24 protein-coding genes and 1 pseudogene are annotated in these 24,561 nt (G+C 47.2%); 15 read left to right on the plus strand and 10 right to left on the minus strand.

The window, feature by feature from the left end; translation table 11 throughout:
• Positions 1 to 40 precede the first annotated feature (40 nt).
• Entirely contained in the window at positions 41 to 1,816 is a 1,776-nt protein-coding gene (locus tag DKW60_RS08955; protein WP_109837316.1) for a hypothetical protein, read from the minus strand.
• A gap of 159 nt (positions 1,817 to 1,975) precedes the next feature.
• On the opposite strand from DKW60_RS08955, the gene DKW60_RS08960 reads away from it, so the two are divergent.
• The gene (locus DKW60_RS08960) at positions 1,976 to 2,359 is read left to right on the plus strand and encodes a nuclear transport factor 2 family protein (protein WP_109837317.1); all 384 of its coding nucleotides are present in this window, start codon (positions 1,976 to 1,978) and stop codon (positions 2,357 to 2,359) included.
• Between the two features lie 47 nt (positions 2,360 to 2,406).
• Here DKW60_RS08960 and malG read toward each other — a convergent pair whose 3' ends face one another.
• From malG to DKW60_RS09000, 8 genes are all read right to left on the minus strand, one after another.
• Entirely contained in the window at positions 2,407 to 3,297 is an 891-nt protein-coding gene (gene malG / locus DKW60_RS08965; RefSeq protein ID WP_109837318.1) for a maltose ABC transporter permease MalG, read from the minus strand.
• A 9-nt stretch (positions 3,298 to 3,306) separates the two neighbouring features.
• Positions 3,307 to 4,863, minus strand: a complete 1,557-nt coding sequence (gene malF, locus DKW60_RS08970) for a maltose ABC transporter permease MalF (protein WP_109837319.1) — start codon at positions 4,861 to 4,863, stop codon at positions 3,307 to 3,309.
• Between the two features lie 66 nt (positions 4,864 to 4,929).
• The gene (gene malE, locus DKW60_RS08975) at positions 4,930 to 6,138 is read right to left on the minus strand and encodes a maltose/maltodextrin ABC transporter substrate-binding protein MalE (protein WP_109837320.1); all 1,209 of its coding nucleotides are present in this window, start codon (positions 6,136 to 6,138) and stop codon (positions 4,930 to 4,932) included.
• 47 nt (positions 6,139 to 6,185) lie between these two features.
• Positions 6,186 to 7,295, minus strand: a complete 1,110-nt coding sequence (locus tag DKW60_RS08980) for an ABC transporter ATP-binding protein (protein ID WP_109837321.1) — start codon at positions 7,293 to 7,295, stop codon at positions 6,186 to 6,188.
• A 3-nt stretch (positions 7,296 to 7,298) separates the two neighbouring features.
• On the minus strand, positions 7,299 to 8,489 hold the full coding sequence (locus tag DKW60_RS08985; RefSeq protein WP_109837322.1) for a maltoporin: 1,191 nt from the start codon (positions 8,487 to 8,489) through the stop codon (positions 7,299 to 7,301).
• Between the two features lie 129 nt (positions 8,490 to 8,618).
• Positions 8,619 to 10,271 (minus strand): alpha-amylase family glycosyl hydrolase, encoded by a 1,653-nt coding sequence (locus tag DKW60_RS08990; RefSeq protein WP_109837323.1) that lies wholly within the window; start codon positions 10,269 to 10,271, stop codon positions 8,619 to 8,621.
• Between the two features lie 83 nt (positions 10,272 to 10,354).
• On the minus strand, positions 10,355 to 11,407 hold the full coding sequence (locus tag DKW60_RS08995) for a LacI family DNA-binding transcriptional regulator (RefSeq protein WP_109837324.1): 1,053 nt from the start codon (positions 11,405 to 11,407) through the stop codon (positions 10,355 to 10,357).
• Between the two features lie 106 nt (positions 11,408 to 11,513).
• Positions 11,514 to 12,257, minus strand: coding sequence for an SDR family oxidoreductase (locus DKW60_RS09000; protein WP_109837325.1), 744 nt, complete (start codon positions 12,255 to 12,257; stop codon positions 11,514 to 11,516).
• A gap of 100 nt (positions 12,258 to 12,357) precedes the next feature.
• Between DKW60_RS09000 and DKW60_RS09005 the strand changes: the two genes are divergently transcribed.
• Positions 12,358 to 13,260, plus strand: a complete 903-nt coding sequence (locus DKW60_RS09005; RefSeq protein ID WP_109837326.1) for a LysR family transcriptional regulator — start codon at positions 12,358 to 12,360, stop codon at positions 13,258 to 13,260.
• Positions 13,261 to 13,277: 17 nt separating this feature from the next.
• Here the strand turns inward: DKW60_RS09005 and DKW60_RS09010 are convergent, their stop codons facing one another.
• Positions 13,278 to 14,138 (minus strand): MurR/RpiR family transcriptional regulator, encoded by an 861-nt coding sequence (locus tag DKW60_RS09010; protein WP_109837327.1) that lies wholly within the window; start codon positions 14,136 to 14,138, stop codon positions 13,278 to 13,280.
• 360 nt (positions 14,139 to 14,498) lie between these two features.
• Between DKW60_RS09010 and DKW60_RS09015 the strand changes: the two genes are divergently transcribed.
• The 13 genes and pseudogenes from DKW60_RS09015 to DKW60_RS09060 all read left to right on the plus strand — a co-directional run.
• Positions 14,499 to 15,674: a uracil-xanthine permease family protein gene (locus tag DKW60_RS09015; protein ID WP_219988688.1), complete on the plus strand. Its 1,176-nt coding sequence runs from the start codon at positions 14,499 to 14,501 to the stop codon at positions 15,672 to 15,674.
• A complete protein-coding gene (locus tag DKW60_RS24490) occupies positions 15,565 to 15,876 on the plus strand; it encodes a solute carrier family 23 protein (RefSeq protein ID WP_281271837.1) in 312 nt (103 codons plus the stop codon). Before DKW60_RS09015 ends, DKW60_RS24490 begins: the two co-directional genes overlap by 110 nt.
• 70 nt (positions 15,877 to 15,946) lie before the next feature.
• On the plus strand, positions 15,947 to 17,383 hold the full coding sequence (gene tnpC, locus DKW60_RS09020; protein ID WP_109837328.1) for an IS66 family transposase: 1,437 nt from the start codon (positions 15,947 to 15,949) through the stop codon (positions 17,381 to 17,383).
• Positions 17,384 to 17,452: 69 nt separating this feature from the next.
• Entirely contained in the window at positions 17,453 to 17,602 is a 150-nt protein-coding gene (locus DKW60_RS23650; protein WP_181389634.1) for a hypothetical protein, read from the plus strand.
• Between the two features lie 9 nt (positions 17,603 to 17,611).
• Entirely contained in the window at positions 17,612 to 18,151 is a 540-nt protein-coding gene (gene uraD / locus DKW60_RS09025) for a 2-oxo-4-hydroxy-4-carboxy-5-ureidoimidazoline decarboxylase (protein WP_219988689.1), read from the plus strand.
• Between the two features lie 21 nt (positions 18,152 to 18,172).
• On the plus strand, positions 18,173 to 19,183 hold the full coding sequence (alc, locus tag DKW60_RS09030; protein WP_109837329.1) for an allantoicase: 1,011 nt from the start codon (positions 18,173 to 18,175) through the stop codon (positions 19,181 to 19,183).
• A gap of 93 nt (positions 19,184 to 19,276) precedes the next feature.
• A complete protein-coding gene (gene vapB / locus DKW60_RS09035) occupies positions 19,277 to 19,510 on the plus strand; it encodes a type II toxin-antitoxin system VapB family antitoxin (protein WP_109837330.1) in 234 nt (77 codons plus the stop codon).
• Complete coding sequence (gene vapC / locus DKW60_RS09040; protein WP_109837331.1) at positions 19,510 to 19,908, plus strand: type II toxin-antitoxin system tRNA(fMet)-specific endonuclease VapC; 399 nt, start codon at positions 19,510 to 19,512, stop codon at positions 19,906 to 19,908. The genes vapB and vapC overlap by 1 nt, the downstream gene beginning before the upstream one ends.
• 243 nt (positions 19,909 to 20,151) lie before the next feature.
• Positions 20,152 to 21,546 carry an IS5 family transposase gene (locus tag DKW60_RS09045; protein WP_245929655.1) on the plus strand — a complete coding sequence of 465 codons (1,395 nt, stop codon included), beginning with the start codon at positions 20,152 to 20,154 and terminating at the stop codon, positions 21,544 to 21,546.
• A 174-nt stretch (positions 21,547 to 21,720) separates the two neighbouring features.
• Positions 21,721 to 22,041, plus strand: a complete 321-nt coding sequence (locus tag DKW60_RS24010; protein ID WP_219988690.1) for a hypothetical protein — start codon at positions 21,721 to 21,723, stop codon at positions 22,039 to 22,041.
• The gene (locus tag DKW60_RS09050; protein ID WP_245929657.1) at positions 21,963 to 23,060 is read left to right on the plus strand and encodes an IS110 family RNA-guided transposase; all 1,098 of its coding nucleotides are present in this window, start codon (positions 21,963 to 21,965) and stop codon (positions 23,058 to 23,060) included. Before DKW60_RS24010 ends, DKW60_RS09050 begins: the two co-directional genes overlap by 79 nt.
• Positions 23,061 to 23,458, plus strand: a pseudogene (locus DKW60_RS09055) (IS3 family transposase); the annotation flags it as partial.
• Between the two features lie 45 nt (positions 23,459 to 23,503).
• Positions 23,504 to 24,561 (plus strand): IS630 family transposase (locus DKW60_RS09060; protein ID WP_109837333.1); only part of this gene is annotated, 1,058 nt, incomplete at its 3' end.

The raw sequence follows: 24,561 nt of genomic DNA on the forward strand, positions 1-24,561 counted from the left end.
CATCGAATAACCCATCAACGTAAGAGTTGCTTGATGTTTCCTACACCATGCCAAACCCAACAATACGCGCTGCTGTGCGGAATTTTTCCTCGTGTATCTGCTTCACCACCAGTTGTTTCTTACCAGTACGCTGGCACAGCTGTGCTGTCTCCTTATGCTCTGCCAGTGTTTTGGCGATTGCCGTGGTACTACACTCTATGAGTAGGGCGGGGGCGAGCATTTTCAGCGCAGTGCCTTGTTTTCGGCACACAGTTAAAAAGGCCTCGACAGCTTCCGGTAACGGTTGATCATCCTTACCCTGCAAGAAAGTTTGCAAGGTATCAATATCATGCCCGCGTTCCAACGCCAGAATAGTTTTTGCCTTATCCAATTTCCAGCTATTGTCCGCCTCCTCGATCGCCCAAGTATCGAGGAGTAATTTATCTTCTGGTGTCGGTTGCCCGCTAGCCAGGTTCACATGCAAGCTGGGCAATACATTGAATGTGCAATCCGACTTATTTTCCGGTGGTTCATAACTGCTAGCCAAACCCAGACAATAAGCACCAAGGTTATTCAGGCGGAAATAATACAGTCCGTCATAGCGGCTCAGGTAGTCCAGATCATCCGTACCCCAATTTCCTCGGAAGTCATCACGCGCATTATCCGGCGACACATAGGCCACATCGACCATGCCCAGTGTTGCAGCATATTCAAACAGCAGGCAGAGAATGTAACGGCCCTGTAGTAATGACCAATCGTGGAAGCCTGAATAACCTAACATGCCGTATTCACGATCGCAGATGTATAACTTCCACAAATCATGAGTGACTTCAAAATCTAACTCACAAGCAACCATGTAATTAAAGAAGTCATCAACATCTACCCACTTTCCGACTGGGCAGTGAGTCAATGCTTCAGCCACTACCTTACGTCGTGGTGCAACAGCTGTCATTACCCGACCTTTGGCGTTTTGGCCTTTGATTTCATCGATACGCTTGAACTCATCCAGCAAGGTGTTTTTTTGCCAACGCTGCCACAATAAACGCAGCGTGTCAGCGGAGTCGCGGGCGAGTTGGCGGGTACCTGTTTTACTGAGCTCCAGTTTACTACCACTGACCTGCGCGAGCTTGGCAGCTTGCAATAATAACGGCCAGGCAAAGGCTTTCTGCGCATCAGCTGCGGTTTCCGAATAAAAATCACCGTTGTGCAGTGTATTTGCCAGTAATTTGCTAGTGGCTGCAGAGCCGCGACCGGTTTTTGCGCTGGCTTTCAGTTTGCCTTGTTGCAACAAATTGAAAATAGTTGGCAGATCAATTAAAGCCTCCTGTTCACAAAGACGAATGGTTAATTTTTCTTCGTCGTCATTAGCCGTGGGTAGTACCTGATAACTATTAAGTTTGAAGGCAGCCGGCTTTGCTACAAAGGCTCGTAACTGCTCTGCCAGATCATGAGGTATATACAGATTATCGGTACGATGAAAATTGTAACGGTCAGTACCATATAGAAACAGGCGCAAGCGTGAGGGGATATAATTATAGGTACTATAACTCCGCCCTTCCGGTGCAATCGATAGTTCTGGTAAATCCTTGTATTTGGCACTGAACCGATCTAGATTTAAACGCAGCTCTGAATCATACAGTGCCTCTGCAACTGCCAGCTTTTGCAGCTGATCCAGCTGTTGATATTGAGCCTGCAATTTAGATCCGATCAATCCATTACTAATACGTTCTACCAGCTGGGCTTTTTTACTGCCGCCTTTTTCGTCAGGAACGAGATAGAGGTACTTTTTTAGCTCATCGACTGTCAGACTGGATATTGCTTCATTTAGGGTATTCATGGTGTATGCCGGGCTGGATTAGTGTGGGGTATTATAGCGAATGAGTTGTTGTTGGCTATCGTTAAGGCATGAGTTTTATGCCTCTCACGAAGATCATTCAAAGGACTTCAAAACATTTTCCACCAACTTGTAAACAGTGTAGGACTTACGCATTGGGTCATGAGTTCAAGTCTGGAGCAGAATAAAAAAAGTGCTGTTGCCTTTTATAAAATGGCGTATTTGGGAGAGCCAGCGAAAGCGGTAGAGCTTTATGTAGGAGATGACTATATCCAGCATAACCCCGTCGTTGCGGATGGCAAAAAAGGTTTTATAGATTACTTTGAACAGATGTCGCGAGAGTACCCAAATAAGGACATCGAATTTTTGAGAACAATCGCAGAGGATAATCTGGTTGCGCTTCACACAAGGCAAATGTGGCCGGGTGGTGATGAATACGTCACAATGGATTTCTTTCGTTTTGATTCAAAAGGAAAAATTGTAGAGCACTGGGATTCAATCCAAGAGGTTCCTAAAGAGTCAGCCAACAACAACACGATGTTCTAAAAACCAGAAAAAACGTATGTTGCTGGCAAGTGACCAGTGGGGGGCATTCACCCCTTACTACCCCCAACAGTTAACCCTGAGACAATCCATTTCTGAGCAAGCAAAAACACCGCTGTAATCGGTAAGCCACTAAGTACTGCAGCAGCTGCAAAGTCACCCCAGAGATAATTCTGCTCGTATAAGAAAAGCTTAGACCCAACGGCAAGCGTTAAGTTGTCTTCTTGGTGCAGTAAAATAGATGCTACGGGATACTCGATCAGTGTTCCAATAAATGCCAGAACAAAAACAACCATTAAAATTGGAACAGCCATCGGTAGCAATACATAAAGGAAGGTCTGAAAGGTATTCGCCCCATCAACGCTCGCTGCTTCCTCGATGTCTACTGGGATGCTCTCGAAGTAGCCTTTGATAGTCCAGACATGTAGAGCAATACCACCTAGATAGGATAGGATTAAACCACCATGTGTATCGACTCCGAGCCAGGGTATATACTCTCCCAAGGTATCAAAAATAGAAAAGATAGCGATCAGTGTGAGTGCAGCAGGGAACATCTGAAGCAATAAAATGCTGTTTAGCACAGCGCCTTTAAAACGAAATTTCATGCGAGCAAAGGCGTAAGCCGATGTTGTCGATAAGGCGAGAATCAGGAATGCTGTGATTGTCGCTATCTTGACCGAGTTCCAGAGCCAGGTGAGTACCGGAAAAGGCGGGTTAATTAAGTTTCCATGTGCATCTTCATAAGAAATTCCCAGCGCAAGCTTCCAGTGTTCAAAGCTAATTTCGGGAGGGATTAAGCTACCGACTGCAAAATTTCCTGGTCTCAATGAGATTGAAATGATCATGAAGAAAGGAAAAAGCACCAGTGCCAGAAATATGAGAATTCCAGCATGTGCAGCAAGGTGGCTTAGTAAGTTTCTTTTACCTGTAACAATTGCCATTATGTACTCCTACGGTTTTCTGCCAGACTCATTTACACGAGCCATTCTGAGGTTAATGACTGACATTATCGCGACCATAACGAAGATGATGGTTGAGATTGCTGCGGCTAAGCCAAAGTTTTGGCCAGAGTCTTCAAAGGCTATACGATAGGTGTAGGTGACTAATATATCGGTTGTTCCTGCGGGTACTTGTGAGTCCAGAAAGTCCGGGCGACCACCCGTCAGCAATGAAATCAGTACAAAGTTATTGAAATTAAATGCAAACGACGCAACCAACAGGGGTGAAAGCGGTTTGATGATCAGTGGTAAGGTAATGCTCCAGAAATTTCGAAGCGGACTGCATCCTTCGATAGCAGTTGCCTCATAGATTTCCCCTGAAATGGATTTTAATAACCCTGTGCAGAGGATCATAATGTAGGGGTAGCCGAGCCAAGTGTTCACGAGAACCAGCATAACTTTGGCCAGCGTTGGGTCGCTAAACCAACCCGGGCTAATTCCAAACAAGCTATTTAATATCAGGTTGATTTCACCAAAATTTTCATTAAAGAGCCCTTTGAAAACCAGAATTGAGATGAACCCTGGTACAGCGTAGGGTAGGAATAATAGTGTGCGATAAAGTGTACGGAATCTCAGTGCATCCCAGTTAAGCAGCACTGCAAGTAATACCCCAATCACTAGTGTGAACAGGACAGTCAATGCTGAAAATACGACGGTCCATAGAAAGATTTTTATGAAGGGTTCTTGAAAGTCTGCACTGCCAAATATTCGGTAATAGTTATCTAATCCGATTGATACTTTAAATCCGGGTGTAAGCCGCTTTTTGTTCTCATCTTCAAAAAAACCAGTGTCAAAATTAGGTGTAAGAATGGCATTTGTTTGTGTGTTAATTAGTGTCTCACCTTCAAATACTTTATAAAGCGGGCTGCTCATAGCAAAACGACGCAGGCCTTGCATGCCAAGCTGTTGGCCGCTAGGTAGGGTTAAATTAAGCTGCTTTATTGATTCACGCAGTTTGATGATCTGGCCCATTGGTATTTCGTCACCGAGAGTAAATGACGAATTTTCATCTTGCTCTCTCAGTGTAATCTGCTGTGGCCCGCCCAACGAAATGGGTGGTGATGTGTAGACTTTGTCTTCACCACTCAACTTAAGTTGGTAGCCATCACTGTGTTTATGCAAGGTAAATGCAAGCTGATTGTCACTTGAGATATATCGCTCATCTAAGAAATACTGTTTTGCTCGTTGATAGTCTAAAAGGTTACTGGAGCTGAAGTTCGTCAGTCCCATATTGATGGTATGAACCAGTGGAAAAATAACAAACACGCTTATGCCGATCAGGCCTGGCAACAAGTAGCGGTAGGCTGTTAAAGGTTTGTGCAAGTAGACGTATAGCGTCAGACAGTATATGACTAATGTTATAAAAGCGAGTACGAAGTAACCCGTTAGGTAAATGATTGAAACGATGTATAGCAGTATCAGACTACTAAAGAGTAGCGCAGACCACTTCAAAAGGTATTTACCAAACGGTACACGAGGTTGTAATGGAAAGGGGTGTACACTGCTCATTTAGGGTGTTGCTCCAAAAAAAACGTGGCAGGCGAAAAGCACCTGCCACCAAGTAGGGTTAAGTAGTTACTTCTTCGCGGTTTTTTCTGGTGAGGCACCAATACGTTTAGCTGCTTGGTCCATAGCTTCTTTTGCAGTTTGCCGTCCTTGTGTCAGGTTCTGTAGTGCGGATTCCATTGACGACCAGAACTTGCCCATTTCTGGCACGTTAGGCATCGGTTCGCCTAGTTCCACATTCTTCATGGTGGCGACTATGTTTTCATTGCCTGAAAGCTTTTCAAAAAATGCTTTGTTAGCCGGTGTACCCAATGCAACATCATTATCAACTGTCGTTAAACCATCAACGGTAAGTAGTGAATTTTCTAAGAACTCAACGGCAAGTTCTTTATTCGGACTCGCACGATTCAGCATCGCACCGAGTACGCCAATAAAGGGTTTACCGGGTTGCTCTTTAACGGCTGGAATGGGTGCTACTCCAAAGTTAATACCGCTTTTCTCTAGGTTGGACCATGCCCACGGGCCGTTGATCATCATGGCAACCTTGCCTTGGTTGACGCCAGCTTCCATATCAGCGTAACTAGCGTTTTTGGGCATAACGCCATCTTTAATTAGTTGAGACAGAGCCGCTGCACCGGTGATGGCTCCATCGCTGTTTACACCAATATCGGTAGTGTCGTATCCGTCATCTGATTTCTTAAAAACGTAGCCACCCTCAGCAGCGAGCATTCCCCATGTGAAATAGGTGTTGTTGTAATCCCATAGAATTGCTTTTTTACCTTGTTTCATCAGCTCCTTATCAAGCTGACGCACTTCATCGAAGTTAGTTGGTGGCGTGGAGACTAAGTCTTTATTGTAGATTAATCCTACCGCTTCAAAAGAGATCGGATAACCAAATACTTTGTCACCGATTGTGAAAGCATCCCAGCCTTTTTGGCTAATCGACGCTTTGAGTTCTTTGCTTGGGTTGATACTGGCAAGCAAGCCACTGCCGTTCCATTCTCCGATGCGATCGTGGGCAAAGATAAAGATATCAGGGCCTTTACCGGCACTAGCTGCTTGTTGGAACTTTGCAGTGACATTTTCAGGGTGTTCTACTTTGACTTCGATACCGGTTTCTTTGGTAAAGGCGTCACCAACTGCTTGAATTCCATTGTATCCTTTGTCGCCATTGACCCAGATAAGGAGTTTTCCTTCATCCAGTGCATATGCAGTACTTGCGGTCGCCAGAGTGAAAGTAATTGCGATGGCGGATGCTATTTTCTTTAGTTTAATCATAGTGATTTCCTTCAATGATTGTCATGAATCGAACGGTGCTTAATCGCTTAAGTTTCATCGGGCAGTAAGCGATGACAAGCTTGTTCGTCTTTATCAAATAAGTGGTAATGGTGGCTTTTAACCTTGAGGTATACCGTATCGCCAAGCTCAACTTTTGATTCTGCGGGTATACGAGCTATGCAGTGATCCGTCGAAGAGCTTGTTTTGACATGGATGAGCGTTTGATCACCTAGGCGTTCAACCATCAAGATGCATCCTTTGATGGTGTTGTCAGTGGCGGAGTCAACCAAGTCCAGACGTTCAGGGCGTACTCCTAAGGTTAGTTTCTCCCCCAATGAAAGCTTTGTGGCTTCGACTGAAACATGGTGTAGGGTTCCATCTTCATCGCGTACCATCGCTTCCTTCTCATTGGCACGCATCAACGTCACCTTTAAGAAGTTCATCTTAGGTGAGCCTATGAATCCCGCGACGAACTTGTTGCAAGGTCGACGGAATAAATCCATTGGCTTGCCGACTTGCTCGACCCGGCCTGCTCGTAATACCACCATCCGGGTTGCCAGCGTCATTGCTTCCACCTGGTCATGTGTAACATAGACCATGGTGGCACCGAGCTTACGATGAAGCTGAGCAATCTCCATGCGAGTCTGTACACGTAGCGCAGCATCAAGGTTTGATAGTGGTTCATCAAACAAGAACAAGTCGGGATTTCTGACAATTGCCCGGCCAATTGCCACTCGCTGGCGTTGACCTCCGGAGAGTGACTTTGGCTTGGCGTCCAGATATGAGTTAAGTCCCAATATATTTGAAGCCCAGTTCACCTTTTCATTTATTTCGGAAGTCGGCCTTTTCGCGATCTTCAGGCCGAATGCCATATTGCGGAACACGTCCATGTGAGGGTAGAGCGCGTACGATTGAAACACCATTGAGATACTACGCTCTGCTGGTGGCAATTCATTAACGCGCACACCTCCCATGTTTAAGTCGCCGCTGGTGATTTCTTCAAGTCCGGCGATCAGGCGAAGTATGGTTGATTTACCACAGCCTGACGGGCCGACAAACACACAAAGATCACCTTTCTCAATGTCCAGATCAACATTGTGAATGGTCTCTATATCGCCAAATGATTTACAAATGTTGCGTAAGGTGACTTGGGCCATTTTTTACCACCAAGATTCCAGTTGAAAGCCATAGCTCATGCCATGGGTATTCGTTCCGAATACGCCGTTAGCAACCCCTTTTGCCTGAGCTTCATCGTCCCAGTCTGCATAGGTAACAAAGGCACGAAGCTGTGGACGAGACCAAAAATTTGCAGTTGGCGACAGGTAAGGTGCTAAGGTAATTTTGTTTAGGGAGCGAACTTCACCGTCTTTATCTTTTACTCGGTCATGACCTAATTCTAAGCCCACGCCGAAGTGCTTGTTAATATGCAGAGTCGGGCGAAGGCCAACCGACATCCACGTGTCACCATCTTCAACTTTTTGGTAAACCGCTTCGGCCATTCCAGAGAACTTCTCACCTTTTTGCCAAACCATTTGCTCTGTTACGCGAAATACTTTGTCGTCTGGGTCTGCGCTGTCATTGGGGTAAGGGTTTAAACCTACACCTGAGCCTGAGCCATATTGAACGGCGAGTTTATTAAAGCCACCCAGAACATTGCTTTGTGTGTGCATCAGGTGAAACTGCTTACCATTAGTGCCTTCAAAATTATCCTGACTCTCATCGGAGCGGAGAATGTTGACGCCCACATCCAGAGAGCCGTTTTTGTTGGTTTTGATACCACTGAGTTTGAAGTCGTGGCTAGTGATTGCTCGATCATCATCCGAAGTGTTACGGCGCATGGCATACGATAACTTACCTATACCTACATTTACGTTCTCTATTCCTGCACCAGGGCCGGAATTATCCCAGAAGTAAAAGTCATTGATGTGTGCGTCTTGGCGATTGTAGAAACGTTTACCAGCCCAAAACTTTGCCCCCTCAAGGACACCTCCAAAAAGGTTACCTGCTTCAACGTAAGCTTCGCGAAAAGCTGGGTCTGCTTGTTCCCAGTCCTGTGCTTGGTCTACGGAAAACGCCAGACGTGTCCCTACATTGAAGTAAGCCCCATCATCGTTTTTCCAGACTTTCTTACCAAAAGACAGTTCACCGTAGGTTTCACACTCGTTACCAAGACGGTATTTAGCCGCAGCGCCATCTAGCTTGAAACAAGCCTGATCTCCACCTTCGCTATTTGAGCCAATACCGGAACGTAAGTATCCATGAAACTCTAAGTTGTCATCCGCTGCTTGAACAGTGCTTACTGCGCTACTAACAGCTAGCAGTATGCCTATACGGCGTAATAATATAGTCATTTATTTCTCCTCCTCACCCATAATCAATACTGGGGTTTCACATTGAAGGCATGAACAGACGTCACATGCCCGTACTATCAAATATTAACTGTAACGTTTAAGTTAATATTCGTAAAAAATCTGTAACGATTAAGTTAATTGAGAAAAGTTTACCCAATTGTTGTCTCCGTCATGCTCCAACCAAGCACCATCAAAAGCATGGATTGGCAGGCTTGCAGAGTAATCATCCAGTCCCCACTTGTGCAGTAACTCTTCGCCAATCAGCTTTGTCTGATTGCTTAGGTTAAATACTAAAGTGACTCTGTGTTCGTCCAGATGACGATGAAATGCCAGTATCCCCTCAGGTGCTTCAAGTCGTTCAATCTCGCCTTTTACTAAGGTCGGGCTACGCTGACGCCAGGAAAGTAATGCTTTGCAGTGATTTAGAACGGAGTCCTCGTGTGCAGACTGTTGTTCGACCGTTAAGTCCATGTGTTCCGATGGGATGGGAAGCCACGGTGTGTTCTGTGAAAATCCGGCGTGATTGTCGGTGGAATTCCACGGCATAGGCGTTCTGCAACCATCACGTCCTTTAAACTCGGGCCAGAAGGTTATGCCATAAGGGTCTTGAAGTTGCTCAAAGGGGATATCCGCTTCAGGAAGGCCAAGTTCTTCACCTTGATACAAGCAAACACTGCCTCTCAAGCTAAATAAAATTGCATGGAGTAGCTTGATAAGATGCTGCTGATTTTCTCCATCAGCCCAGCGAGTTGCTACTCTCATCACGTCGTGATTGCTCATGGCCCAACAGGGCCAGCCGTCACCAATCATGGATTCAGTAGAGTCGATAACAGACTCAAGGTATTCCGCGCCAGAGTCGTGCGCTAATAAGTCAAAAGTATAGGCCATGTGTAGTTTATCGCCACCAGAAGTGTACTCAGCCATCAGCTTTAGTGAGTGATCATCTCCGATTTCGCCGACAGTAGTACGGCCATCATATTCATTCATGAGCGAACGAAGCTGTTTTAAGAATCCGATATTCTCTGGTCGTGATTTGTCATAAATATGCGACTGCATGCTGTACAAGTTCACATCATTTGACATATCGCCACCTGCCGCAAGGTTCTTGGGTCGTGGTGGGTTGTTCCGTAACTCGCTATCGTGAAAATAAAAGTTTGCTGTATCTAATCTGAAACCATCAACACCACGCTCCAGCCAAAAGCGCATGTCATCCAGTAGTTGGCTGACGACCGCTGGGTTGTGAAAGTTAAGATCGGGTTGGCTATTCAGGAAGTTGTGCAGGTAGAACTGTTTGCGTGCGGGCTCCCAGGTCCAGGCTGATCCTCCAAACACGGATAGCCAGTTATTGGGTGGTGTGCCATCTGCTTGTGGCTCTGCCCATACATACCAGTCTGCTTTGTCATTGATAGTGTCTTTGCGTGACTCGATAAACCAAGGGTGTTGGTCGGATGTATGGCTGATGACTTGATCAATCATGACCTTGAGGTTGAGTGCATGTGCTTTACTGATCAGGTTGTCGAGGTCAGACAATGTACCAAACATTGGGTCAACATCACGATAGTCTGAAATGTCGTATCCAAAGTCTTTCATAGGAGAGGTGAAGAATGGCGATAGCCAAATACCATCGACACCGAGATCAGAGATGTAATCTAGCTTTTCTGTAATGCCATTAATATCGCCAATGCCGTCATGATTGCTGTCCGCAAAGCTTCTTGGGTAGATCTGATAAATGACAGCGCCACGCCACCAGCTACTTTCCGTAGTTGTACTTTGTAAAGTCATTTCCTTTCCTGTATGTGCTTCTTTATCGATTAAGATGAAAGCTAACAGTATTTTCTTTATCGTTCAAGTTAATTCAAAGAGAATTATTTCTTGGGTGGTTTGGTAGACTGACGAATGACAAGTTTGGCTGGCAGCTCGATACTTTCCGGCTGTTCATCGCTTATTGCTAGTTCTGCAGCCAGTTGGCCTTTTTCGTAACCGAGTTGTTCAATGGTCGTTAGTGGTGGTGTGCAGGTAGTTGCGGCTTCAATGTCATCAAAGCCGATAACCGATAGATCATCCGGAACTTGAATGCCAAGTTTATTGGCTGCTTTCATGAGACCGATGGCTAAACGATCACTCATACAGAGGATGGCGGTGGGTCGTTTTTTCTTAGTCAGAATTTCCAGGCTCACTTGATAGGCAGCGTCACCTGTGTTCTCTGCACACTCTTTGATCAGAATCTGTTGTTGCGGTATTTCCGCAGCTTTAAAAGCGCTTAAGTAACCTTCAAGGCGCTGTATCGCAACATAGTGTCTGGATTGATTTAGCTTCTCTAAGGAGAACAGATTGTCACGCTCTGTAGCATTTAGCTGAAAAGATAAGATGGCAAATTGCTCATGACCTTGGTCTAGCAGGTGTTTAGCAGCATTATGGGCAGAGGCTTTATCGCTGATCGTTACACGGGCGAGACCATCTATTTTTCCATCAACCATGATGGCTCGTGACCCTTGTGCTAAAACGCGTTTGACCAAGTCATCAGTAATGAAGCAACTTTGTATGATGAAGGTGTCAACCATCGCATCAAATGCAGGGAATTCTTTATCAGAGCGACCAATACCCGGTAGTAACATCATACTCATGTTTTCACGGTCACAGACACTGGCAACGCCTTGCAAAAAACTCACTGCCAACGGATCTTTTAGGGCATAACTAAATTCGGCATGATTGATAATACCTATCGTATTGCTGCGGCCGGTTCTGAGAACTCTACCCGCAGCACTCGGACCGTAATACCCCAGCTCATTCGCCGAAGACACGATATGATCCCGCAACTTAGCTGATAACTGATCCGGTCGGTTAAATGCATTAGAGACGGTTGTTGTCGATACACCGAGAGATTTAGCGATATCTTTTAAGGTGAGTTTTTTGGTCAAGGTCCAGTGTCCAAAAGCGTTTTAGGGATCGTTAACTTACCATGTTGTTGATTGATGGGCTACGCTACTCATGAACTGCGCTTTCTAGCGTTGTGCACTGAGTTGATCAAACAATCCCCCCATTCACACGCAGCACCTGACCATTCACCCAGCGGCCGTCAGGGCCTGCCAGAAAAGTCACGGTGCGGGCAATATCCTCCGGTTCACCCAGTCGTTCTAATGGCGGCATTTTAGATAACTTCTCGATAAGTTGCGGTGGCTTACCCTCCAGAAAAAGATCCGTCGCCGTGGGGCCGGGCGCAACGGCGTTCACCGTAATATTCCGGCCCCGTAACTCCTTCGATAGGATCGCTGTCAGCGACTCAACCGCGGCCTTCGTCGCGGCATATACACCGTAAGTTTCCAGTTTCAGGCCCACCACGCTACTGGACAGATTAATCACGCGGCCTCCTTCTCTCAGGCGTTTAGCCGCAAGCTGTAAGGTATTCAATGTGCCTTTCAAATTCACGGCGATCTGTTGGTCGACGCTTGCTTCATCGGCTTCTGCGATAGGCGAGAGTTGCATAATGCCTGCGTTATTCACCAAGACATCCACACCACCAAAAAAAGCCGTGGTTTGATCAAATAATGCGGCCGCTTCGGCCAACACAGAGACATTTGCACGAATAGCAACCGCCCGGCCACCCTGGTGCTCAATGCTCGCCACGACTTGATGGGCCTCTGCTTCATTACTCACATAGTTTACCACCACACAGCAGCCATCCTGTGCGAGTGACGTTGCGATAGCCGCACCAATACCGCGGGATGCGCCGGTCACAATGGCGACCTTTGGGGAAGATTGAGCAGTCATAGTTTCACCTCATCAGTGTGTGTATTCGGAGTAAAAATATCGCACGGAGAGTGGGTATTTAGAAGGTGCATGAAGCTAATAACTGATATACGCTTTTCGTATGAATGTATTTGATCACATCCCGTTATTACGAACGTTTGTCTGCGTTATTGAGAGTGGCAGCTTATCTGCTGCTGCAAGGCGGCTTAACACGACTCAGCCGACCATCAGCCGGCAGCTTAAAGCACTTGAGCAAGCCGCGGGCACGACCTTACTCAACCGCGATACCCGCCGGATGAAGCTTACGAGCGTGGGGCATCAGGTGCTGTCGGATGCAAAGTCAGTGATTGCATTGGTAGAAGCATCTGATGCAAGGTTGCAGGACGAGCAGGCGCAGATCAAAGGTCATATTCAATGTTTTTCCATCATCGACTTTGGACAGTCTGTGGTGAGTCGCATGCTGGCCGGATTTATTGATGCCAACCCCCAAATCCGTATTGATCTGTCGTACTCAAACCGTCCGATTCGCATGATTGAAGAGGGCTATGACATGGGGATTATTGCCGGCGATGTGACGGATGACAGCATCATTGCGAGACCGCTTGGGCGGATTGAAAGGCTGATAGTCTGTGCGCCTGAGCGCTTAAATGGTCAGGTGCCTCAGTCCCCGCAAGACATCGCGTGCTGGCCTTGGGTATCTCTAAACACCCGTCAGTTTGGGGAAACCAGCCCACTGGTGTTGCATCACCAAAATGGCGACAAACAGACGATTACGGTGTCGCCCGTGTTGACCACTGAAGGCGTCACAAGTATTCGTGAGGCCGTTTGTATGGGCTTGGGTGTGGCGTTATTGCCAACGTGGTTAATTAAAGAAGATTTGCTGGCAAAACGACTAGTGCGTGTATTACCGGATTGGCAGCCGCAGGACATATCGGCTCATGTGGTGTATCCATCCAGTCGCCATGTTCCCCGCCGCGTGCAGCACTTAATCAATTACACCACAGAGTACATGGCGTCCGTTTAGGTTTATGATGGGTATCATTATTCAAACTCATTAAGTGTGTCATGAATGCGCTCGATGTTTTTCAAGTGCTTGCGCCCGGACTCCCCTGAGACCCGGAAGGTCTCGATCGCGAGTAAGCGGGTAAAGCTCATCAGCGCAGTGTAGCTATCGAATAAAAAGCTGCTGGAGACCGGGATTTTGATGGTCCAACGGGCGTAAGCGGAAGTTTTACCGGCGGTCGGGTCTGTTAAATACAGGATAGGGGCCTTGGTCTGTTTTATGGCTTGCATGATGTTGATGAGCGGGTCTACGCGACGGCGCACGCCAATCACAATCACCATGTCATCCGGCCTCAAATCGGCAATGTACTCGGCCATTGTTTCACCGGCATTGGCAGGGAGCAGGTGCACGTCTGAACGAAATTGTATGAACTGCCAGCGTGCATACGACGCAATATAATGGCTGTTTCGAAATCCCAGCAACCACACGCGTTTGGCTTTTACGAGTTGCTCACAAATGACATCAAGCTCAGAGAGCGTTGCGCTGTGGTAGGTCTTTCTCAGGTTCTGCTGCTCTTCATCCAGATAGTGCGCGATCCGCTGATCCGCAGACTGAGGTTGCTCGTCTTTGGATTGCAGATACAGAGGAGACCCCCAGTTTTTTGAGTCTCTTGCCAAACGGCGGGCTTCTTCAAAGTGATTAAACCCCAGTCGCTTAAAAAATCGCGTGGCCGCTGCTTTTGACACGCCTGCAATTTCAGCAAGTTCAGTGGCCGTGTAAGCGGCCAATTCACCCGGGAATTCCAGCACCGTGTCGGCAAGTTTTCGCTCCGCCGTGGGAAGCGCATCGTAGTGTTTAGCGATAATGCTTTCGAGCGTAATGTGTTTTTTATGCGTCATGACTGTTTTTGTTATCTGGCCGGTCTGCAAGTTTACGACATTCCGAGGCTGAACATGAGGCCAATAGTCAATGAAATTAAAATTTCAGTAGAGTGTTATCGGTTATCGTTTAAATGCACTGTGTATGTGCTTGGTGTCGATGGGTGCGCACAAAGATAGTGCCAAATGAATCGTTTTTGTGATTTAATTAATGATTAAGGTGTGTTTTGTCGATGATTCAAGGTCGCTGACTGCGTTAAAAAATGTGTTTTAAAAGCTTGCTTATGTGAAATTCAAATTTTGGCCTAGGTCTTGCTATGTATTACTCAGGTGATAACAGCCGAATGGTTTACGTGATAAATGACACTTGAGAGAGCAGACATGTCAAAAGCAGATGCAACGATAGGGACACCAGAGCAGCTAAAGGACCCCAACTATTTTCCTGGCTTTGCGCAAGCAATCCCATTAGGTATTCAACACGTGCTGGCAATGTTTGTCAGTAATGTAACGCCCGCGATTATTATCGCCGGTGCCGCCGGGTTTGGTTTTGGCTCTAACTCTGCGGATTTTCCAAGCATGATCTACATGATCCAAATGTCCATGCTATTCGCGGGCCTAGCAACGTTGTTTCAAACGATTGGCTTTGGGCCGGTGGGTGCAAGGCTACCGATTGTGCAGGGAACGAGTTTTGCCTTTATTCCCATCATGATTCCGTTGGTCGCGGGTAAAGGTGTCGATGCCATGGGAGTGCTCATGTGTGGCGTCATCGCGGGTGGTTTGTTTCATACCCTGTTGGCCCCTTTTATTGGTCGCTTTAGATTTGCCTTGCCCCCGCTGGTGACGGGGCTTGTCGTCACCATGATTGGTTTGTACTTACTTAAAGTGGGGATTCAATACGCCGCGGGTGGTGTGCCAGCGATTGGGACACCCGAGTACGGCAGCCTGAAAAACTGGTTTGTTGCGATTGTAGTGATTGTCACAACCTACGGACTGAAGTTCTTTGGCAAAGGTTTGTTGTCATCAACGTCGGTGTTAATTGGGTTGATCGTTGGTTACATCGTCGCGGCGATGATGGGCATGGTCAGCTTGGATAATGTGGGCCGCGCGGCCACCTTTGCCATGCCAGAGCCTTTTAAGTTTGGGTTTGCGTTTAGCATTGCGGCCGTGATTGGCTTCTGTCTGATGGCGATTATCTCTGCCATTGAAACGGTCGGCGACGTCTCGGGCATTACCAAAGGGGGTGCAGGGCGAGAGGCCACGGAAGATGAGATCAAAGGCGCCACCTATGCGGATGGTTTAGGTTCGATGATCTCCGGCTTTTTTGGGGCGCTACCTAACACATCGTTTTCACAAAATGTGGGGCTCATTGCAATGACGGGCGTCATGAGTCGTCATGAGTCGTCATGTGGCGACCATAGGTGCGGTATTCCTGATCGTATGTGGGCTTATTCCAAAGGTAGGCGCGGTCATTTCATCCATTCCTATCGAGGTACTGGGTGGTGGTGTCATTGTCATGTTCGGAATGGTGGTCAGTGCGGGTGCGTCCATGCTGTCTGATGTTGAATGGAATAAGCGCAATATGATGATTTTTGCGCTATCCGTCTCACTCGGGTTCGGCCTTCAGCTGGAGCCGGGCGCGTTACAGCATTTACCTGAAACCGCCAAAATATTACTGAGTTCTGGTCTGTTACCGGCGGCGTTTATTGCGATCGTCCTCAATTTGATACTGCCGGAAGAGGCCGCAGACGAAGCGGTTTAATTGTAACTATTCACCCACCCCTATAGATAAAGCACTTGCACTCTTCATGAATATCGATTAAAAATCAAACATGGCAAAGCGTACTCTCCCTGAAACACCGCCCAAGGCACGTACTTTGGAAGAAGCACAACTTCTGATTGATGAATTATGGGAGCAGCTTGTTGAAAAAGATCAACAGACGAAGCAGAACTCAAAAAACTCATCCCGCCCACCCTCTTCAGATTCCCCGGCACACACACCACCTAAGGGTGTGATAAAGCGCAAAAAGAGTATTCGTTCACGTGGTGCACAGAAAGGCCATAAAGGTCATCGCCGTGCGTTGTTACCTGAACAGGAGGCCGATGCTATTCATCAGCATTATTGCGCATCACACTGTGACTGCGGTGGCATCGTTCAACGTCATCAAGCACCGGACTATCGCCACCAGATATTTGACCTTCCTGATATTCAATACCGGATGGAGGAACATCAACTCTTTCACGGGCATTGTGAACACTGTGGTCAACGGCACCGGGCGATGTTACCTGATACGGTATCGCCCACGCAAATGGGGGCTGGTCTTCTCGGTTTGTGTAGTATCCTCTCAGGGCAATACCACTTAAGTATTGGCAAGATTAAAAGCCTCATGAAGGATGTATTTGGGATTTCCTTTAGTACCGGGGCATGGTCGCAAGCTCTATGGCAAGTCACCCCGATGCTCACTCGCACTCATCAGTCCATTCATCATGCAGTGTGTCGTGACCCCGTTCTCCATGCCGATGAAACTCGCCATCAACGTGATAGTGAAAAGCGCTGGATGTGGCTAGCTACCAGTCAAAAATTTGCCTATTTCATGACACATTACTCTCGAGGGAAAGAGGCGGCGAAACGATTGCTTAAGAACCATCAACACGATACCGTCATTGTCAGTGACCAATATGCCAGTTATTACTGGTTACCAGACACCTCACATCAGCTGTGTTGGGCGCATATCTTAAGAAATCTGACGGCCATTGCGGAATGTTCGGGAACGACAGGTCATGTAGGAAAGCGATTAGTGCTGATTAGCCTCGCCGTTTTTCGAACACGACATCGGTATGAACAAGAGCACCTGAAACCGTACGAGTATCATCGCAGGATGAATAAACTGCGGCGCTACTTTGAAAATGAGTTAAAACAAGGAATGTCCTTGGCCATGCAAAAATATGCAGGGAGGTGTGAGCGCTTATTAAAAGACCAAGCCATGCTGTGGACGTTCTTACAGGCAGACAATATCCCACTAACCAACAACGATGCTGAGCGACGTTTGCGGGGGTATGTCCTGTGGCGCAAGGGAAGTTATGGAGTGCGTTCTCATCGTGGTGAGTTATTCAGAGCGCGCATTCTGTCATTTGTTGAGACTTGTAAACTTCAGAAGCTATCTGTGTTTGCATCATTGCGAGAAATCATCTCTGCCGTGATCCAACGAAAACCTTATCCTGACATCTTTCAAACTGAAATTGCTACTCCGTCAAGATGGGGCGGGTGAATAGTTACGTTTAATTTACTCAGTCCATGCGCTCCACACGCGTTAGCCCGTGCGCCGGCAGGCTTTATCATGGATACGGAAGATCAGGTGATCGCATTGGCTCAAAGCATTCATCAGCAGATTGTGATGGCAAAGGTCATGCCCATTGGCAATATGACCAATATGACGGATGCAGAACGTGCGATGATCGGTGTCTGGTTTCAATCCCTTCAACCCTAGGAAACACGAGTGAATAAAACGTTTAAACAAGCGCCCTCTGACATGAGCAAAGCCCGCTTTATCGAGGTATTCGGGGGAGTTTACGAGCACTCCGCATGGCTGGCAGAAGCAGTGTATGAGCAAGGCCTTACCGCCAGCGATGACCACGTGGATGCATTGAGTCAACGCTTTCAGGCGGTGTTGGATGTCGCCACGAAAGCGCAGAAGCTGGCACTGATTAACGCGCATCCGGATTTGGCAGGAAAAGCAGCAGCGGAAGGCAGGCTAACCAAGGAGTCCACGTCCGAGCAATCCGGCGCGGGGATTGATCAGTGTACCGAAGAAGAATACGCGCGTTTTCAAACCCTGAATGCGGCGTACAAAGACAAGTTTCAGTTTCCATTTATTAAAGCTGTCAAAGGCAGTAATCGGCACATCATTTTGGCGGCATTTGAAACCCGTATCCATCATGACTGGGAGACCGAATACCAGCAAGCGATCACTGAGATCCACAAAATCGCGCGCTTCCGTTTAGAAGACATTGCCAGCACGCAAGCCCAAAACGACTAATACCAACCGGATACCTTATTTATGAGCTCATCAACCAGTACGCTTATTTTTTCAGAACCGACCAACCTTGCAGACCCGCGTTTAGGGGCTGAAGTGATTTATGCGACCGATGATTTTTTTGCAGATAAATCACGTCTTATCAATCCGGACCCTGCGGTGTTTATTGAAGGAAAGTTTGACGAGCACGGTAAGTGGATGGATGGCTGGGAAACACGTCGTAAGCGCCATGAAGGCTATGATTACTGCATTATCAAGTTGGGCGGTCACGCGACGATTAACGGGTTTTTGGTAGATACCTCACACTTTACCGGTAACTACCCCGCCGCGGCGTCCATCGATGCCTGTAGCTTCACCGATGACGTCGTACCCGGCCCTGATGTAGCGTGGACGGAGCTGGTCGCATCGACGGCCTTAGCAGGGAACTCGCAGCGTCAGTTTGAGGTGGATGCCACGCAAACCTTTACCCATATCCGTTTGAATATTTATCCGGATGGCGGCATCGCGAGACTCCGTGTTTACGGGCAGTTCCAGCACGATTGGGCGACATTCGCGACGGATGAGAGTATTGACCTGCTGGCGGCGCAAAACGGTGGCCGCGCCATTGTCGCTAATGATGAACACTATGGCACGATTACCAATATCATCAAGCCGGGCCGCGGTGTCAATATGGGGGATGGCTGGGAGACACGTCGTCGCCGTGAGCCGGGTAACGATTGGGCGATCTTTGAACTGGCTTGTGCCGGTGAAATCGATGCAATTGAGGTGGATACCGCGCACTTTAAAGGCAACTACCCCGACAAGTGCTCAATACAAGCGGCCTTCGTTGACTTTGGCACTGACGAATCCCTGGCGCCACAAAGTATTTTCTGGCGTGAGCTATTGCCGCCACAGTCCTTATCCATGGATGCTATCGCCCGCTTTGAGCGTGAAATTGTGGCACTCGGCAAGGTCACCCACATCCGCTTAAATACATTCCCGGATGGTGGGGTGAGCCGCTTGCGTGTTTTTGGTAAGCCTTACCCGTTGCGATAGTATTGCGGCTAGCATCGATTAATTCGGCGGACTTGTAATATTGTTAGTGGTGCTATATATATAGTGTATATAGCACGTCACGAGGAGTATAAAATGCCATTAGGTTCAGTATTCATCAATAACCGCACACAGGCTGTTCGATTGCCAGCAGACACCCGCTTCCCTGATACCGTAAAAAAAGTGTTTGTAAGAATTGTCGGCAAAGACCGTATTTTGTCACCCCAAGGTAACAGGTGGGACAGCTTCTTTTTGTCTGACGACACAGTGAGTGATGACTTTATGGAAGAGCGTGCTTCGCAAGAGCAAGCTGAGCGGGAAAGCTTCTAATGCTGAAATACATGTTAGATACCAATATCGTTATCTATGTCATCAAACGTAAGCCGATCGAAGTGTTAGATACTTTTAACCAACACGCTGACCAACTCGCCATCAGTAGTATTACTTTGGCTGAACTCTTACACGGTGCAGAAAAGAGTGAATACGTGGAACGAAACTTAAGAAAAATTGAAGACTTCGTTTCACGCTTGGAAGTGTTGGAATACACATCGAATGCTGCTGCGCATTATGGTGATATTCGGGCTGATCTTGAGCGCAAAGGCACACCCATTGGCGTGAATGATTTACACATAGCGGGTCATGCGCGCAGTGAGGGCTTGGTTGTGGTCACGAATAATTTGCGCGAATTTGAGCGCGTTGATGGTCTACGAACGGATAACTGGGTTTAAGCCGCCTGACGCAACAAGAACTAGAAAAATATCTCTGGGGCGCAGCCACCACATTTTGATGTTAGTTTTATGTGGAAGCCGCCTCAAGTGTCGTTAGGAAGCGCCATCAACCATTTCGATAGGTAGTCGGCCCTGAATAATATTTAACTCTTTGATATTATTTGATAAAATACACGCTTGGCACAGCTAATCTCTCATTTTTTGCTGTGCTCAGCCCAATAAGTTGCAGAATGAGTGTGTTTTATGAAGCCCAGACCCACGGTAAATGATCCTCAAGACGACCTTTTCAAAACCCGGCTCAGTGATTTGGTCAATCCGAATCATGCGCTGTGTCGTCTAGCTCATCAAATAGACTGGGCGCAGCTGGAGAAGCATATTGCGCCTCACTTTAGTGATTTGGGCGCCGCTGCTTTACCGGTTCGTTTGATGGCAGGTCTGTTGTATCTGGAGCATGCCTTTAATGTCTCCGATGAGCGTGTGGTTGAGCAATGGTTAGAATCGCCTTACTGGCAGTATTTCTGCGGTGAAACCTTCTTCCAGCATGAATTCCCTTGCAACCCCAGTTCCTTGACGCGCTGGCGGCAGCGTCTGGGTGAAGAAGGTTGTGAGTGGTTACTAACAGCCACCATTGATGCGGGCCTCAAAAGCAAGCTGGTCAAACCTTCCAGTCTAAAACGGGTTGTGATTGACACCACGGTTCAGGAAAAAAACATTCGTTTCCCAACTGACAGCCAATTGCAGAATCAGTCACGTAAACAGTTAGTGACATTGGCTCATGAACTCGGCATATCTTTACGACAAACCTATCAGAAACAAGCCCGTTTTTTGCTGCCGAAGATTGGTCGTTATGCGCATGCCAAACAGTTTAAACGGATGCGAAAGGCACTGAAAAAGATCAAAAATGCATTGGGTTGTGTCTATCGTGATTTACTACGAAAAATAACGTCGGATATGCACCTCAATCAGGCTCAGGTGCAAGTGCTGTTCCATGCGGAGCGCTTGTTGAATCAACAAAAACATAGCAAGCAAAAGCTTTACAGTCTGCACGCACCGGAAACGGAATGTTTGAGCAAAGGCAAGGCGCATAAGCGTTATGAGTTCGGCGTAAAAGCCAGCTTCGCGACCACGCTTAGAGAGTGCTTTGTTGTGGGTGCTCGTAGTTTTGCCGGCAATCCATACGATGGACACACGCTAAACGAACAGCTGGAACAGACCAAGACACTGTGCAATGACAAATTGATTGAAGAAGCTTATGTCGACAAGGGCTACAGAGGGAGTGGTTATGAAGGAAATACCACAATCATTATCGCCGGACAAAAGCGTGGAATCACTCAACTGCAGAAACGACGACTGAATCGGCGAAACAGCATTGAGCCCATTATTGGCCATATGAAGCAAGATGGTAAGCTGGGTCGTTGCTATCTGAAAGGCCAAACAGGTGATGCGATCAATGTCATTCTATGCGGTGCCGGACAGAACATCCGCAAGCTACTGAGGTGGCTTTGTTTTGCCTGGTATTTACTAAGTATTCGACAACTACATTGGCTTTTCTCATCACGAGCAAAGCAAGAATCAGATACTGATGTCCGTCACTCAGCGAGTCTGGCTGCTCAAAGTGTATTAATCAGGGTCGACTGAATAGCCTACCGGATAGTGGTCGTTCGCCTTTTGGAGATTTTAATCCCGTCAAAAAACCTGATCCGGGGAGTTGGCGTACCCAATATTGGCGGCACTTAGTGACCCCGTTTAGGAAAGTGATGGATTTACCCGTACTCCCCTTCCGCTAGGCTCTCAATCCAACGAGGGTATTTTATGAAAAAGCGGAAAACGAACAATCAAGCACTTCCGGTCATCAACCCTTCTGCAGCTGGGATTGATGTCGGGGCTACTTTTCATGTGGTCTCAGTGTCTCCTGATCTGTGCGAGGACTCAGTGCAAACCTTTCAAGCCTTCACCAGCGACATTCATCGCCTAGCAGACTGGCTCGTTAAAATCGGCATTACCACCGTCGCCATGGAGTCACAGGCGTTTACTGGATCCCTTTATATGAAGCGCTGGAAAGTCGAGGATTACACGTTGTACTCGCTAACGCCCGCGAAACACGTTCTGTTTCTGGTCGTAATACGGATGTAAAAGATGCCCAGTGGATACAACAACTGCATGCGTGTGGCTTGTTAAAAGCCAGCTTTCGCCCCAAGCAAGATATTGTTGCACTACGTTGTTATTTGCGTACCCGTGAGCGTATGTTGGATTATGCCGCAGCCCATATTCAGCATATGCAAAAAGCACTCACACACATGAATATTCAACTTCATCATGTGATTACGGATATAATGGGTGTCACTGGTATGAAAATTATCAGAGCGATTGTTGGTGGACAGTATGACCCAGTAACCCTTGCCGCTATGCGTGATGGACGCTGTAAGTCTGACCAAGCCACTATTTGCAAAGCGCTGACCGGCAATTATCAACCTGAACATCTGTTTGCCCTCAAGCAGGCCTTGAACTTATATGATGCCTATCAAATACAGGTAAAAGAATGCGATGTTGAAATTGAGCAATCACTCGCGATGCTCTCATTGGACAGTCCGGAACCAGAACAGCCGATACCGAAAGCACGGCACAAAACAAAACAACCGAGTGCACTAAATTTTGATGTCCGACAAGCTCTCTACGGCTTAGTGGGGGGTGACTTGACGCAAATTCATGGCATTGGTCCATACCTTGCGCTGAGACTGATCTCCGAATGTGGCACTGATCTTAGTAAATGGCCGACTGCCAAGCACTTCACCTCGTGGCTAACACTCTGCCCCGGTTCGAAGATTACAGGTGGGAAAGCTCTATTATCTCATAGTCGTAAAAGTAACAACCGCATCGTGGCTCATTTAAGATTAGCCGCAACAACGTTGGGGCAAACTAATACGGCATTAGGTGCCTTTTACAGACGTCTATCAGCCCGAATAGGTAAAGCCAAAGCGGTGACTGCCACTGCGCGCAAAATAGCGGTCCTATTTTATAACGCGATGCGTTATGGCCAGGATTATAGGGATCCGGGCGCTGACCAATATGAGCAGCAATATAAGGAGAGAACGCTCAAGAATTTACGGCGCAAAGCCGCTGATTTTGGCTACACCCTGGAATGTGTTTCTTAGGAAGGCCAGTGCCTTCTTTGCGAAAGAAATGAAATAAAGTTTCAGTTTATCAGAACGTTGCCCAGGCCCTACCCAGTTAATCACTGAGTCTGAGCTACATTTGTACCGCCGTATCAAGCAATTATTTACCGCCAGCAGAGAAAGCCTAGGCTCAAGGGAAATGGTAAAGAAACTTCGCAAAGAAGGCTTTGAGATTGGCCGCTATCGTGTCAGAACATTGATGAAACAGCTAGGCCTGAAGGTGGTTCAACGCCAAGCTTACAAGTCGACAACACAACGTAAGCACAGCCATGAAGTTGCCGATAATTTGGTTAATCAGGATTTTAACCCTGAAACCCCAAAACCAAATATGGGCCGGTGATTTGACCTACCTGAAAACACATGAGGGCTGGATGTATTAATCCGGCAATTAAATATCGACCAGAAACTGTTATACTTGGATCATGGAAAATGTAGATTTAAGAAGCCTGACCCCCGAGGCACGCGCTGAACTAAAACGGGTAGCCATCCGACGTTACCGCTCAGGAAAAAACAAAAGCGCCATTTCGCGTGAACTTGGTCTGAGACGAGGCACTGTCACCCGCTGGATATTGGCTTATGAGCAAACAGGCAAACCCAATTATCAAGAGCGCCAACGAGGCAGACTTGCTGGTCAAGGGCGAACGCTCACTGAAGCTCAGGAAGATCGTCTCCAAAAAGCCATCATTGATCATACGCCAGATCAGCTAAAACTGGCTTTTGCCCTGTGGTCAGCTGATGCGGTCAGGAAACTGATCTATCAGTATTACCAGATCGACATGCCGATACGAACCGTCAGATCGTATCTGTCCCGCTGGGGATTTACCCCTCAGCGACCTGTCAAAAAAGCGTATGAACAACAGCCCAAAGCTGTTCAAACATGGTTGGATGAAAGCTATCCAGATATCAAACAGCGAGCTCTGAAAGAAGGAGCCGAAATCCATTGGGGCGATGAAGCGGGCGTATCCAGTCAGGAGCACTATCCGAGAGGCTATGCACCCAAAGGTAAAACCCCCGTATTGACATTGTCATACTCCCAACGTGAGCGCGTTAATATGATTTCCAGTATCACCAATCAGGGAAAAATGCGGTTCATGATTTATGAAGAAAAGTTTACCAGTCAGGTATTTATCCGTTTTATGAAACAATTGACCAAAAACGCCGACAAGAAAATATTTCTGATTCTGGACAACCTGAGAGTGCATCACTCAAAGCCGGTGAAAGCCTGGCTGGAAGAGCATAATGAGAAGATCCAGCTGTTCTTTTTACCCAGCTACTCGCCCGAGCTGAACCCTGACGAATATCTTAACTGTGATCTGAAAGCTAAAATCAAGACTGATAAACCGACCCGCAAAAAAGGCGAGATGAAAACAAAAATGCTCAAACATCTCAAATCTATTCAGGCACAACCAGAAAGAATTAAGTCTTATTTTGAGCACCTCTGTACACGACAATTTAGAAATCCACGATTGAAAAACCATAG

Source organism: Leucothrix pacifica (assembly GCF_003172875.1).
Classification (GTDB): Bacteria; Pseudomonadota; Gammaproteobacteria; order Thiotrichales; family Thiotrichaceae; genus Leucothrix; species Leucothrix pacifica.